The 12,715-nt window shown below is 66.5% G+C and carries 10 protein-coding genes; 4 read left to right on the forward strand and 6 right to left on the reverse strand.

Annotated elements, in window-relative coordinates; all coding sequences use genetic code 11:
* Window positions 1–4 precede the first annotated feature (4 nt).
* Entirely contained in the window at window positions 5–454 is a 450-nt protein-coding gene (locus GA615_RS18875; RefSeq protein ID WP_152052874.1) for a hypothetical protein, read from the reverse strand.
* 116 nt (window positions 455–570) lie between these two features.
* Window positions 571–1,086 carry a hypothetical protein gene (locus GA615_RS18880; protein ID WP_152052875.1) on the reverse strand — a complete coding sequence of 172 codons (516 nt, stop codon included), beginning with the start codon at window positions 1,084–1,086 and terminating at the stop codon, window positions 571–573.
* A 223-nt stretch (window positions 1,087–1,309) separates the two neighbouring features.
* On the opposite strand from GA615_RS18880, the gene glpK reads away from it, so the two are divergent.
* Complete coding sequence (glpK, locus tag GA615_RS18885; RefSeq protein WP_152052876.1) at window positions 1,310–2,812, forward strand: glycerol kinase GlpK; 1,503 nt, start codon at window positions 1,310–1,312, stop codon at window positions 2,810–2,812.
* Between the two features lie 68 nt (window positions 2,813–2,880).
* Here glpK and GA615_RS18890 read toward each other — a convergent pair whose 3' ends face one another.
* A complete protein-coding gene (locus GA615_RS18890) occupies window positions 2,881–4,272 on the reverse strand; it encodes a Gfo/Idh/MocA family protein (RefSeq protein ID WP_152052877.1) in 1,392 nt (463 codons plus the stop codon).
* A 121-nt stretch (window positions 4,273–4,393) separates the two neighbouring features.
* On the reverse strand, window positions 4,394–5,485 hold the full coding sequence (locus GA615_RS18895; RefSeq protein WP_152052878.1) for a baeRF10 domain-containing protein: 1,092 nt from the start codon (window positions 5,483–5,485) through the stop codon (window positions 4,394–4,396).
* Between the two features lie 235 nt (window positions 5,486–5,720).
* Between GA615_RS18895 and GA615_RS18900 the strand changes: the two genes are divergently transcribed.
* A complete protein-coding gene (locus GA615_RS18900) occupies window positions 5,721–6,902 on the forward strand; it encodes a DegT/DnrJ/EryC1/StrS family aminotransferase (protein WP_152052879.1) in 1,182 nt (393 codons plus the stop codon).
* Window positions 6,903–7,005: 103 nt separating this feature from the next.
* On the opposite strand, the gene GA615_RS18905 is transcribed toward GA615_RS18900, so the two are convergent.
* On the reverse strand, window positions 7,006–8,181 hold the full coding sequence (locus tag GA615_RS18905; RefSeq protein ID WP_152052880.1) for a hypothetical protein: 1,176 nt from the start codon (window positions 8,179–8,181) through the stop codon (window positions 7,006–7,008).
* Window positions 8,182–8,592: 411 nt separating this feature from the next.
* Here GA615_RS18905 and GA615_RS18910 point away from each other — a divergent pair, with 411 nt between their 5' ends.
* Together GA615_RS18910 and GA615_RS18915 are read left to right on the forward strand one after the other, a co-directional pair.
* Window positions 8,593–9,126 (forward strand): cyclic nucleotide-binding domain-containing protein, encoded by a 534-nt coding sequence (locus GA615_RS18910; protein WP_152052881.1) that lies wholly within the window; start codon window positions 8,593–8,595, stop codon window positions 9,124–9,126.
* Window positions 9,127–9,294: 168 nt separating this feature from the next.
* Window positions 9,295–11,031: a hypothetical protein gene (locus tag GA615_RS18915; RefSeq protein ID WP_152052882.1), complete on the forward strand. Its 1,737-nt coding sequence runs from the start codon at window positions 9,295–9,297 to the stop codon at window positions 11,029–11,031.
* 355 nt (window positions 11,032–11,386) lie between these two features.
* Here GA615_RS18915 and GA615_RS18920 read toward each other — a convergent pair whose 3' ends face one another.
* Window positions 11,387–12,562 (reverse strand): glycosyltransferase family 4 protein, encoded by a 1,176-nt coding sequence (locus tag GA615_RS18920; protein ID WP_152052883.1) that lies wholly within the window; start codon window positions 12,560–12,562, stop codon window positions 11,387–11,389.
* Between the last annotated feature and the right edge of the window lie 153 nt (window positions 12,563–12,715).

Consider the following 12,715-nt stretch of genomic DNA (forward strand, 5'->3'; position numbering starts at 1 on the left):
CAACTCAGCCGTGGCGCACAATGGCCTCGTAAGCGTCGGGGTCGAACTTCGGTTTTGCATGATTCTGCGTTAGGTCGAGCCCGTCGCGATCCCGTCCATTCGGGCGGGTTCCCGTAATGGCCTGCTTCGCCAGTCTCGATCCCTGAATGACCCCGACAACTCCCACGATGGCTGCCGCAATCCAGACCTCGTCCACCGTCGTGGTCAGGCTGGCGATCCAGGCAATCGTGAACACTCCCACGGGCATAACCGCGCCGAGCGCAATCGCCACCCGAGCGGCCCAAACCTCGGAGCCCGGAACCGGGAGTCCCATCTCCATCGCTTTCATTCGTTCCCGGTATTCCCACTCGCGTCGCCGAGCCCGCTGACGGAGTACGATCACGGTGGGCACCAGAACCAGCGGCATCAAGATCGCCACTATGGGAATCAGGATGACAAGATTATCATCGCTCATGACGAGCCTTTCGTGTTCGAGGGGAGCAATCTTCGGGGCGTGTTGCCAGGACCGCAAGGTGGGTCTGGCTGAATTCGAGAGCCAGGAGGGCCCAGGGGCGTACGCGAAGAAACTCGTTACGAATGCTGATGTTCGGCAGCGTCGTACACGTCGGGATGGACGTAGGGTTTAGCGTGTGAGTTGGCCGAGGTGTTCGGAGGGTTCATGGTCGCCCGAGCGGCGAGCACCGTGCCGCAAATGACCGCCGCCACGCCGACCGCCCCAGCCGACGGCCAGATGAACGGCGCGGCTCCAGACAACTCGGCCGCCTTGACTCCGATCGCGAAGACGCCGATCGGCACCCCTATACCAATGCCAACCGCCAATCGAGCGGGAGTCCACCATCCCGTCTCGTCCGGAAGGGGACGGCCCAGCTCAATCGCCCGCATTCGCTCCTGGTGCTCCATTTCCCTGCGGCGGGCATCCAGGCGGATTCCCAGGACAATCGGCACGCCGATCACGAGAATCACCGCCACACATCCCGCCAGTGCGATCAGCCACATGAGAAGGGTTGGCCCCGCCGGTTCGAGTCTGACTCCCTCCGCCATCTGTCCGAACAGCACCGGCCACGTTCCCAGCAATGATCCCGTCATGCGATCCCTCCGAATTGAGAGGTATTTGTCGCGGCCGTCTTGCGTCGCGGCCCGCGCTGGCCGATGCTGACCGTTTTGCGGGGTCAGCGGAATGATCTTCAGTTCGAAACGCTCGGTTCGACCCGGGATGTCCTCCCCACTCAGGAGGCTCCATTCGGGATCGTTGCTTCGGTCATTCCTCCTCTTGCCCGTTCCAGGCCTGTTCTGATCGGAGATTCACGTCATGGCCCGCGACCGCATCTTGGTAATCGACCAGGGAACCACGAGCACCCGGGCCGTCGTTTACGATACCAGGCTGCAACCGGTTGGCCAGGGACAACGGGAGGTTCCGCCCACGTATCCCAAACAGGGATGGGTCGAGCACGACCCGAAAGCCATCATCGATTCGATCGGCGCCACCGTCACCCAGGCCCTTGCCGATGCCTCGATCGGTCCCGACCGGATCGCCGCCATCGGTCTGACCAACCAGCGCGAGACAACCCTCCTCTGGGACCGATCGACGGGCGAGGCAATCGGCCCGGCCATCGTCTGGCAGGATCGCCGCACGGCCGACCTCTGCCGGCAGCTTTCCAGCCGCGCCGACTGGATCGCCGAGCGCACCGGGCTGTTGATCGACTCGTACTTCTCGGCCACGAAGCTCTCCTGGATGCTCGATCACCTGCCGAACGCCCGAGCCCGGGCCGAGGCCGGCGACCTGGCGTTCGGCACCGTCGATAGCCTCGTCCTCCGCCATCTGACCGGCGGCCGGTTGCACGCGACCGACGTGACCAACGCCTCACGGACTCTCTTGATGGACCTCCGCGAAGCGCGCTGGGCCGACGAGCTTTGCGAGTACTTCGGAATTCCCACCGCAATATTGCCCGAGATCGTCCCCAGTTCCGGAGAAATCGGTCAAACACGCGGTCTGGGCTATTTGCCCGACGGCTTGCCGATCACCGGAATCGCCGGAGACCAGCAAGCCTCCCTCTTTGGCAACGGCTGTTTCCACGTCGGTGAGGCCAAGTGCACCTACGGCACCGGGGCCTTCCTGCTGGTCAACACCGGTGCTGAGGTGGTGCGATCGACGGCCGGACTCGTGACGACTCCCGCCGCCACGCCTCCTGGCCAGGCCCAGCAATACGCGCTCGAAGGCAGCGTCTTCATCGCCGGGGCCGCCGTGCAGTGGTTCCGGGACGGCTTGAAAGCGATCGGCGCGGCCCCGGAAATCAACCCGATCTCCGAAGGGGCCGACCCGGAGAGCGAGCTGCTGTTCGTCCCTGCTCTGACCGGCCTTGGTGCCCCTCACTGGCAACCGGAGGCGCGCGGCACCATCTTCGGGATCACCCGAGGCACGACCGTCCCCGATCTGGCCCGAGCCGTCATTGAGGGGGTTGCCTATCAGATCGCCGACCTTGTCGAGGCGATGAACGCCGATCTCCCGACTCCGCTCGCCTCGCTCCGGGCCGATGGCGGTATGGCCCGATCCGACCCCTTCCTCAAATTCCAGGCCGACCTGATGGGCCTGCCGATCCACCGCAGCCCGCAGACCGAGGCCACCGCCCTCGGCGCCGCTGCATTGGCCGCGCTGGGGGTTGGGCTCCTGACCGACCTCGACGCCATCGCCGACCTGCTCGAATCCGGCGGCGACGACTTCCAGCCCGAGCATGACGTCTTCTGGCGTCGCAAGGCCATGAAACGCTGGCGGCACGCCGTCGAAACGGTTGTCCGACATTATCGGACCCGGTAACCTTCCGAAGGCGATCGACCCGACGCCCCCGGTTCGATGATCCGGAGTCGTCGGGTCGAGACGCCTTGTCAGACGGTCGGCAAGACCCACGGATCGCGGTACGGCCGCGAGAGCATGGCCGCCGCCTCGTCGTCGCCGAGAATCTGCTCGGCCTTCGGGTCCCATCGCAGCCGGTCGCGGCCGAGCCGCAGCGCGATGTTGCCCAGGTGGCAGATCGTGATTGATCGGTGCGCGACCTCGACCGGCGCGGCCGTTTCCCCCCGGCTCATCACGCAGTCGATGAAGTTGCGAAAGTGGTCGTCGCTGGCGTAGAGGCGGATCGCGTCGGGTCCGAGTTCCGAGTCGAGCACGCCTTTCGGGTCGGCGTCGATCTGCCCTCGGTTGGCGTAGATCGATCCTTCGCTCCCTTGAAAGGTTACGCCCATTCGGTGCTCGTTGGAGATGGACATGACGACGCCGTTCTCGTAAACCGCCTCGAAGCCGAAGGCGGTCGCGGTGTCCCAGAGCGGGTCGGGCGGGTCGAACGACCCTCGGACGTTGCGGAGCTCGATCGGACCGGTGTCGTCGGTCCCCATGCCCCACTGGGCACAGTCGGGATGATGGCCGCCCCAGTCGGTGATCTGGCCGCCGGAATAGTCGAGAATCCACCGATAATTGACGTGGCAGCGGGCCGGGGCATAGGGTGCCTCGGGGGCCGGGCCGAGCCAGAAATCGTAGTCGAACCCCTCGGGGACGGGGCAAACCTCCTTGTCCTCGCCGTGCTCGCCCGCCAGGTTCGGCCGACCGCCGGGAAGTCCCACGAGCACGCGCTTCAAGTCGCCAATCCGACCGTTACGAACCAGCTCGCACGCCCTTCGAAACTTCGGATCGGAGCGCTGCTGGCTGCCGGTCTGGAAGACGACGCCGGTCTTCGCCACCGCGTCGCTCATCGCACGCCCCTCGGCAATGGTCAGCGAGAGAGGCTTCTGGCAGTAGATGTCCTTGCCTGCCTTGCATGCCTCGATCACCGGAATCGCGTGCCAGTGGTCCGGGGTGCAGATCTCGACGGCATCGATGTCGTCTCGGCCGAGGATCTCCCGGTAATCCACGATCGCGTCGCAGCCGTGGTACGCCCCGGAGCCCGCCCGCTCGGCGTAATGCTCCTCCACCAGCCGCTTCGCCGGTTCCCGACCGCCGAGCTTGCCGTTCCAGTAGCCGAGGCTCTCGCGGTTCACGTCACAGACGGCGACGATCTGCACGCGATCGTCGCGGAGGAAGCTGCGGAGGTCGTTGAACCCCTGGTTCCCGGTGCCGATCATGGCCAGGGTGATCCGATCGCTCGGCGCGACCGCCCCTCCCCTGCCCAGGGCCGAGGCCGGAACAATCATCGGCGCGGCCACTCCCGCCGCCGCGGCGCGGCCGATCGTGCGAAGAAACCCCCGGCGGGATGAGGAAGACGATGCGGAATCGGTTCGGTTCATCGGGGACGCTCACTCGACCAGGGGACGATCAGACCAAAGCCTCACAGGCTCCGCGGTCCTCGAATCTTGCCGAATCGGAGGGCGTTCGCAAGTCCTCGCTCCCTTGGGCCAGCGGTCGGCCTCAGTACCGGAGCAACGCCGCCAGGTCCCCGAGTTTCGCAAGGCCGGGGATCGAGTCGGTGAACTCCATCGTCGCGCTGGTCAGTTCGAGCTGACGAGTCAGAGCGTCGATCAGGTCGACCGCGAAGACCGACGCGGAGCCGCAAACCGGGCAGGTTGCGGGCTCCCCGGCCGAGAGGTTCGTGCAGTCGCGGCATCGGACACCGGTCAATCGGGCATCTCGGGTGACGATGACCGAATCGACCCGGCCGACCAGGGCCGCTGCCAGCACCTCCTCTGGACCGGCAACCGCCAAGCCGCCCGAGAACAGCTCGGCGCGGATCTGTTCCCAGAGCCGGACCTCCGACGCCCGCTCGGCATCGTCGTGCAAGGCATAGGCCGCGTTGATGAGCTCGCGGTCATCGTCGTGCAGGTCGATCGCCTGCGCCCCGACAACCTTCTCGGCGACCGGAGGGGTCAGGGCCTCCTCGATTGCCCGCATCGTCTCCTCGGAACCGAGCAGGACGACCCGAGTGAACGAGCCGTTGCGGACGATTTCGTCCAGCGATACGGCCACCTCGTGCGCGTAGTGATGGAGCTGCTTATCCCGGCGTCTTGCATAGCGCTGCTGCGACCAGCCGCCCACCTTCACACGGTTCTTGACCTTCCCCTTGATGCGGTCGGCGTCGTCCACCTCGGCGGAACTGACCTGAAGTACCCGCGTTGCGGTGTTGTCGGCCAGCACGACGAGGAAGTCCTCGTGCTCGTCCTGCAGCTCGGCCAACGGCCGGATGTACGGAGCCGCATCGACCCGGAGCAATTCCGGAACGGCCACCGGCAGGTCGTACCGGCGGAGGAAGTCGTCGGCCCAGCAGGCAAACAGACAGGTTCCCTCCGACTTCGGCGGCTGGTCGGCGAGCGCCGATCGGACCATCGCCATCGTCTCGTCGAAGTGCTCCAGCTCGGCCGGTTCGTCCTCCAGGAGTGATCGAAGCTGCCGCTCGCGGCGGTCGAGGAAGCCAAGCCCCCCTTGCCCCGAGCAATAGAGGGACACATAGGCACGTTCAGCCCCTCGACGCTGGGCCAGCTCGCGGAGGTCGATCTGCTGAAACACGTTGCACGTTCCTGTTGGGGATGGGGAGCGGGAGAAGCCACGAGATCAGCGATCGACTCTCCGCAATCCCGGTGCCGACTGCCTCACGGTGTCCGAGCCCTCAATCGGCCGAACCTGCCGACGAGTTGCCTTGACGAGCATGACGGTCCCGACTACTTTCCCCAGGCGAGCGATTCCCCAAAGGAAGGGGGTCCCGGGCCGGAGCGCCCGGGAACGCCGAAGGAGTGGAACGCCGATGAACCGTCCCGCCGCCGAGCCCTTAAGCGTGCCGGCCCTCGACCTCAAGGCCCAGTACCGGACCATCCGAGACGAGGTCGAACCCATCGTCCAGGAACTCCTGGAAAGTCAGATGTTCGTCCTCGGGCCGAACGTCGCAGCCCTCGAAGCCGAGCTGGCTGCCTACTGCGGGGCGTCCCACGCGGTCGGCTGCGCCTCGGGAACCGATGCCCTGCTCTTGCCCCTGATGGCCTGGGGCATCGGGCCGGGAGACGAGGTGATTACCACCCCGTTCACCTTCTTCGCCACCGCTGGGGTTATCTGGCGGCTGGGGGCGAAGCCGGTCTTCGTGGACATCGACCCGGTCACCTACAACCTCGATCCCGATCGCCTCGCCGCGGCGATCACGCCGAAGACCAGGGCCATCATCCCGGTCCACCTTTACGGTCAGGCGGCCGACATGGACCCGATCAACGCCATCGCCGCCGAGCATGGGTTGATGGTTCTCGAAGACGCCGCCCAGGCCATCGGCGCCGGCTACAAGGGGAAGCGGGCCGGCGTGCTCGGCCATGCCTCGGCCTTCAGCTTCTACCCGTCGAAGAACCTCGGCGGCTTCGGCGACGGCGGTATGATCACCACGGATGACCCCGACCTTGCCTCGCGGATGGCCAGGCTCCGGGTCCACGGCATGGAGCCAAAGTACTACCACGCCGAGGTCGGCCTCAACTCCCGGCTTGATGCCTTTCAGGCCGCCGTCATTCGCGTCAAGCTCCGTCACCTCGACGCCTGGACCGCCGGCCGTCGGGCCGTGGCCGAAACCTACCGCGACCTGTTCGACGAGGCCGGCTTGAGCGGGCTCATCACCCTTCCGGTCGAGCAATCCAGGCGAATTCACGTTTACAATCAGTTCGTCATTCGGGTCGATGCCTCGCTCCGCGACCGCATCCGCGCCACCCTGGCCGAGGCTCGGGTCGGGACCGAGATCTACTACCCGATCCCCTTGCACTTGCAGGAGTGCTTCGCCTCGCTCGGTGGTCGTCCGGGAGACTTCCCCATCTCCGAAGCCGCCGCCCACGAAACGATCGCCCTGCCCATTTACCCCGAGTTGTCTCGCGAGGCCCTCCGCCATGTCGTCGGGGTCATCACCGACGTCTACCGGGATGCCCGGCTGCTCCCGACCCGTCGGGAACACGCCGCCTGAGCCATCCTTCCTCGATCGAGCGTCCGGCCCCGTGCGTCGGGACGCCGGACGCTCGACCCAGGATTCAGTACCTGCAAGGGATCAACGCTCTCGAATCACCGAATCAATGCCCCTCGTCGTTCCGTGAACGCCGAAAGAGACGAGGGAACCCTTTCGTCGCCTCAGAGGCTTCCATTTCGGTCGACCGATCCTCACGAAGCCGCTTCGGTGTCAAACGATCGCGGAGCCGCTGCATTCGCATGCCGAGTCGATCCGTCAAGCGGCTCGGTCCGAACGGCGAGAGAGCCTCGCCGGCCTGGCTCGACTCGACCCGATCCGGCGATCGGTCGGTCGCCCGCTCCTCCGGCAGGACCGAGGTCGGACGAACATCGTCGTCATTCCGAGCCGATTTCGACGATTCGAGCCCCTGGAACGGGTCGGGCGATTCCGTCGCAAACGGGTCTTCCGGGAAAACGTCGGGGAGGCTTGGAATTCCGGCCTCGATCGGCTTCGCCGAAGGCGCGGTTGGTGCGTCCTCCTCCTGCGTCTCCGCGATCGAATTGGAACGGATCGACTCCCGAGCATGACTGAGGGCCGGCACCGGCCGACGGGTCGAGGCAAGCTGGGCATCCGGATCGGCCGCCACCGACGGAGGAGCCGCATAGGTTTCCAGATCAATCCCCGCTTCCAGAATCGGCGACGCCTCCACCGGTTCTGTGGTGATCAACGGCGACGGTTTCACCTCAACCGCCGGTTCCGAACCGGCAGTCAGGGGCCCCGTCGCCTCCTTCCTGGGACGTTCCTCAAACCGCTCCGATCGGATCAAGGAACGCTCGGCCCGACCACTCAACCGGGCGAGCAAGCCCTCGCCCGACGCCGAAGATTCCTCATTCCCGGCGGGAGAAGGTCGCGCAGTGGGAGCCTCTTGAGGCGGGCTCGTCCGGGCCAGTCGCGGCGAGGAACGATCACTCACGGTTCGGTCGCGCGGGGTGGCAGCAGGGGAATTGCCTCGACTCGCGAGCTGACCGCCCCCGACCGTCAACGGCCCACCACCGGCCGGTCCCGGGCGTGCCATCTCCGACACTCCTGCCGCGGTGTATGATCCCGGATCACCCACCGGACCCACCGAGAGCGGGGCCGGGCTCAGGCGGGCAATCGGATCGGCCGGCCGCAAGAGCCGGGCCGGAAAACTCCCTGCCCCGGGGGTGGCCAGCCCTTCCCGACGCGCCGGGCCGGCACAGCCGGACGCCATCAGAATCAAGCAGACCCCCCACCAGGCATACGATGGGCCGAGACGCATGGCGACTCCCTCCGCCGTTGCCGCACTTCAAGTCAAGACAGACCCGGACGGACTCCTTCTCGCCCGATTCGGAACACCCTCCATCATCGGCCTCGGCGGACCCTCCGGTTGCCCGAACCAGGAGGGCGATCCCGCCCCGATCGACTACGACCGCCACCGTCGTCAGGACCGGACCCCGTGTCCCTCCTTGGGTTCCCCGCTCCGCCGACGACCTGAGTCGGTGCTTCCCCTCGCTTGAGTCGGGCCAGGTGGTCGGTCCTGGCAAACCTCGCGTTCCCCTTTCCGGCACACTCCGGTTACGATGACGTTTGATCGTGCGTCGTGATCGAACCGAGGACGGCCCCGAGGGGACGTGTCTCGATTGGTCAGGATTCCCACTCCCCCACGCAGGCATTGAGGAGAGCAAGTCGGATGGTCTCTCAGGACGCCGCCGAACGATTCCTCCACGCCTCGTTTCTCTCGGATCTTGATCCGATGGCGCGCCGAAGCTTGCTCCAGGTTCTGGAGGAGCACCACGCCGCCTCGGGCACGGTCCTGCTCAAACAGGGCGAGCCGAACGACTGCATCCACTTCCTCATCGAAGGATCGGTGGCTGTCTCGCGGGTCATGTCCAACGGGCATCAGGAACGCCTGATCGACCTGCACGCCCCGACCTCGTTCGGCGAGATCTCGTACTTTCAGCGAAAGCCACAGCTTGTGACGGTCGTCGCCGCGACCGACGTACACTATCTGGTACTCGAGCGCCAGGCCCACGAACGCCTCCGCCGAGACGACCCCCGGACCTCCGAGCAACTGGCCGCCGCCGCCATCCGGGTTCTGGCAGGGCACTTCGACCTGATCGACCAGCGGATCGCCGAATTGGTCGCCCGCCAGCCCGACCCCCAGCGCGAGGCGACCGAGTGGGAAAGCTTCCGGGCCCGCCTCTTTGGCGAGTCGACGCTCTGAAGCTCGCGGCGCCCGACTTTGCCGGTCAAAGCGATTGCCCGGAAGGCTCCCGGCAGATCGAGGCAATTGGACTCGTTGTCACCCGGCGAACCGCTCGATTCCTTACGGACGGAATCATCGGACTCGTCCCACCTTCGGGTCGGTCTTCGGGTGCCGAAGGAGTCAGACATGAGCCTCGCTCGATGGATCGGAAGCTGGGGCGCCCCGCTTCGAGGCCACGCCGCTCGCCCCCGAATGGTCAGTTCCCCCGCCCTCGACCGGCTGGAACCTCGGGAGCTTCTCACCGCCAAACCGTTCGATGTGGCGGTGCTGTCGGTTTCGACCACCGATTCTCAGACCGTCGATCTCCAGTTCGAGGTCCGAGGACTGGCCGACGGTGAGCGGCAGACCATCGACGTCGGCATCTTCCGATCGGCCGATGAACGCTTCGATTCCACCCGAGATCCCCGGGTCGGCTCGACCCGGGTCACGGTCGAGGGCGACGGCTCGGAGATTGTCTCCGCAACCGAGCGCGTCACCATCCCCGGAGGACTGCGACCGACCCCGGCCCGGCCCTTCGTCTTGGCGGTGGCCGATCCTTCCGGGTGGCGCGTCGAGGCCGACACCTCCAACAACGTCACCGGGTTCCGCAAGCGGGTGCTCGGCGTCGTGACGCATGGGGGCGTGCAGACGTCCTCTTATCCACCTGCCTGGGCGGCTCAGCTCAGCGATGCCCTCCGAGAGACCGGCTACGATGCGGTCGTCACCTTCACCTGGGCCGGCGAGAGCCGCACCCCCGGAGCGGCCCCGAAGCAAGGGGCCAGGCTTGCCAACATCGTCCTGCACGCCTCGACCCTCTTCCCCTCGGACGAGCCAGTCGATCTGCACCTGATCGGCCATAGCCAGGGGACCGTGGTCAACAGCGCGGCCTTGCTGACCCTGGAGAAGATCATCACGCCGCAGCTCTCGGCCGGGTTTACCCGGGCGACGATGCTCGACCCCCACGCCGCCAGCAACGGTGCCCCGGGCCAGGGAAGCTACACCCGGGACCTCGAAGGCTGGCTCACCAAGCACGGCACCTCGGCCTATCAATGGCTGGCGGGCGACCCCTTCGTCACCATCCCCGAGTACGTCGCCGAGGCCGAGGTCTACTACCAGCACACCCCCGTCGAGTTCGACGGCCAGTCCTGGAGCAGCAACCTCTGGGGGCAGGCTCCGGTTGTCGGGAACGCACAGTACAGCGACCTGACCGGCCCCGGCATGGCGCACACCGGAGTTACCGGCGTCCAGACCTGGTACTACCTGAACGTCGTCCCCACGCTCGCCGAGGGGGGCACCTTCGTCAATCCAACCGCCCTGACCGGCCGACTCCTGGCGACCCCGACCGATCGCACCCACGGAGACCTGACCCGATCGAGCCTCGCCACCCCCACCTACTCCGGCACGGCCGCTCCCGGAGGCACCATCCGCCTGTTGACCCAGATGGTCCCCGGCGGCGACTTTCATGCGCTCGGTGAGACGACCGTGGCCGAAGACGGTTCCTGGTCCATCACCACCGACGAGCTTCCCCGAGGGCACTACCGGATGATCGCCCGAGGGATCGTTCCGGCCGGTCGAGGCCCCTGGCGAAACCTCTACCCCCTCTTACCGCTCGGCCGCCTGGCGGTTCGGCCAGGATGGGATCAGATTCGCCCCGAAACGCTCGACCGCTTCGATCACCTCGGCACGACCGATCCCCCCCCGCTCCGCCGCTCCGCCGACGGGCCGAAGGGGCTCCCCGCGCCGATCCCCGATCGCCTCATCGAACGATCGACGCGGCCTGCCGAAACCTTCGAACTCTCCCTCGGCCGCGAACGGCTCATCGCCCGGATGGCCGACCGTCTCCTGACCGAGCAAGGCCGCTCCGGTTCCCGGCCGGAGTTTTGATCGAGTGTACGAGAGGGATGCCGTAGGGTGGTGTCGAACGCAGCGAAGACCCACCGGATCACGGCCGGAAGGAGGGTCTTCGCTGCGCTCGACACCACCGTACTCGACCTTCCACTCAATCATGGTGGGGTTTTCCTGGGTGGCCCCGGTTGCTCGCCAACCGGGGTCGCGGAGCGACACGCGGTTTCGGTGTCCCCTGCGGTAACCTCTTGCGGCTGCGCCGCCCCGGTTGGCGAGCAACCGGGGCCACCCAGGGCAAGGGCGACGCATCATGTGAAAGTGGAAGCGGTACCACCCCCTGTCAAACGACCCTTCGACAAAGGACAGCCGCTTCCGGCGATTTTCCGAGGGACCGTCAGGCCATTGCCTCGGCCTTGCTCGTCCGCCGTCGCGGCCCAAGCCGCAGGGCCGTCTCATAGAGGGCCAGATAACGATCGACGTTCCGATCCATGCAGATGTATTCCTCCGCGGCCGGTCGGGTCGCGGCGGCGAGGCGGGAGGCGAGGTTCGCGTCGGTGATGACCTCGATGATCCCATCGGCCAATGCCTCCGAATCAACCGGCGTCAGCAGGCCCGCGCCGGTATCACCCAGGATATGCTGATAGTCACCGTAGTTCGTCGCCACGATCGGCCGACCGGAAGCGAGGTAAACGGCCATCTTCGTCTGGACCGAGTCATTCTCGCGGCAGGCGAGCCGGGAATGCACCAGGACATCGGCCCGGCGGGTCAGGGCGGTGATCTCGTCGGGTGTCTTGCCCGTCAACACGATCAGGCGATCGCCAAAGCGGCCGAGCTGCTGCCGATACGCCTCGCCCACCTCGCTCGGCCCGCCGACGAGCACACAACGGGCCTCGGGCACGGCCTCGGCCACTCGGGGGAAGCTGTCGATGAGAATCGGCACCCCCTGGTTCGGGTCGCGGATGTTGCCGACGTACATCACCACCTTGTGCTCAGGGGCGATCCCGGGAATCTCCGCCGCCGGGCCGGGAGTGTAATCGGCCAGGTTCACACCCGGATGGATCACCGCCACCCGATCGCTCGGGACCCCCTTCTCCTCGACCACGATCTTCTTGACGCCGTGGCCGAGCACGACCACCCCGCTCGCATACCGGCAGACCCGACGCTCCAGGGTCCGGTAGGTCCGGAAGACCAGGCCCCGGCCCAGGCGATCGCGCTCGACCTCCTCGCCCAGTAGCGAGTGAATCGAGTAGATCATCGGCCACTTGTTCAGCTCGCAGGCCGCTAGCGCCCGCGTTGCGCCGCCGTAATGCTCGGCGTGGACGAGGTCGAACGGGAACCGCTTGCGGATCTCGGCCATCCCGCTGATCCAGCGCGACGGGGTCAGGGTGAACGAGGGCGAGCCTTCGAACTCCCCCTCGAACGGCACGTCCCAGGGTCTTCGGAGCTTCAAATATGCGTGGGCCACATCCAGCCCCCGGCGCTTCAAGGCCCGGAAGACCTGAATTGCCAGCATGGCCGTGCCGTCGGTCTGCCCGACGATCGGGAACGAGGTGACCATCAAGATGCGCATCGTTCGGGAACCTCCTTGCCCGGGTGTCGATTCGTCCGTGAGTCGCCCCGGCCAACGCCGGGACGTGCCGTTGATGATAGGAACCGCCCGCCCGGGGGGGAAGGCCAATCGAAGACGGCTCCGAACCGAATGCCCTTGCCAGCCCCGGCCGAT

This window comes from Tautonia marina (genome assembly GCF_009177065.1).
Classification (GTDB): Bacteria; Planctomycetota; Planctomycetia; order Isosphaerales; family Isosphaeraceae; genus Tautonia; species Tautonia marina.

Excerpts from the sequence above, each read along its gene's own strand:
- GA615_RS18875 (WP_152052874.1), bottom strand. The coding sequence starts at position 454 with ATGAGCGATGATAATCTTGTCATCCTGATTCCCATAGTGGCGATCTTG.
- GA615_RS18880 (WP_152052875.1), bottom strand. The coding sequence starts at position 1,086 with ATGACGGGATCATTGCTGGGAACGTGGCCGGTGCTGTTCGGACAGATG.
- glpK (WP_152052876.1), top strand. The coding sequence starts at position 1,310 with ATGGCCCGCGACCGCATCTTGGTAATCGACCAGGGAACCACGAGCACC.
- GA615_RS18890 (WP_152052877.1), bottom strand. The coding sequence starts at position 4,272 with ATGAACCGAACCGATTCCGCATCGTCTTCCTCATCCCGCCGGGGGTTT.
- GA615_RS18900 (WP_152052879.1), top strand. The coding sequence starts at position 5,721 with ATGAACCGTCCCGCCGCCGAGCCCTTAAGCGTGCCGGCCCTCGACCTC.
- GA615_RS18905 (WP_152052880.1), bottom strand. The coding sequence starts at position 8,181 with ATGCGTCTCGGCCCATCGTATGCCTGGTGGGGGGTCTGCTTGATTCTG.
- GA615_RS18910 (WP_152052881.1), top strand. The coding sequence starts at position 8,593 with ATGGTCTCTCAGGACGCCGCCGAACGATTCCTCCACGCCTCGTTTCTC.
- GA615_RS18915 (WP_152052882.1), top strand. The coding sequence starts at position 9,295 with ATGAGCCTCGCTCGATGGATCGGAAGCTGGGGCGCCCCGCTTCGAGGC.
- GA615_RS18920 (WP_152052883.1), bottom strand. The coding sequence starts at position 12,562 with ATGCGCATCTTGATGGTCACCTCGTTCCCGATCGTCGGGCAGACCGAC.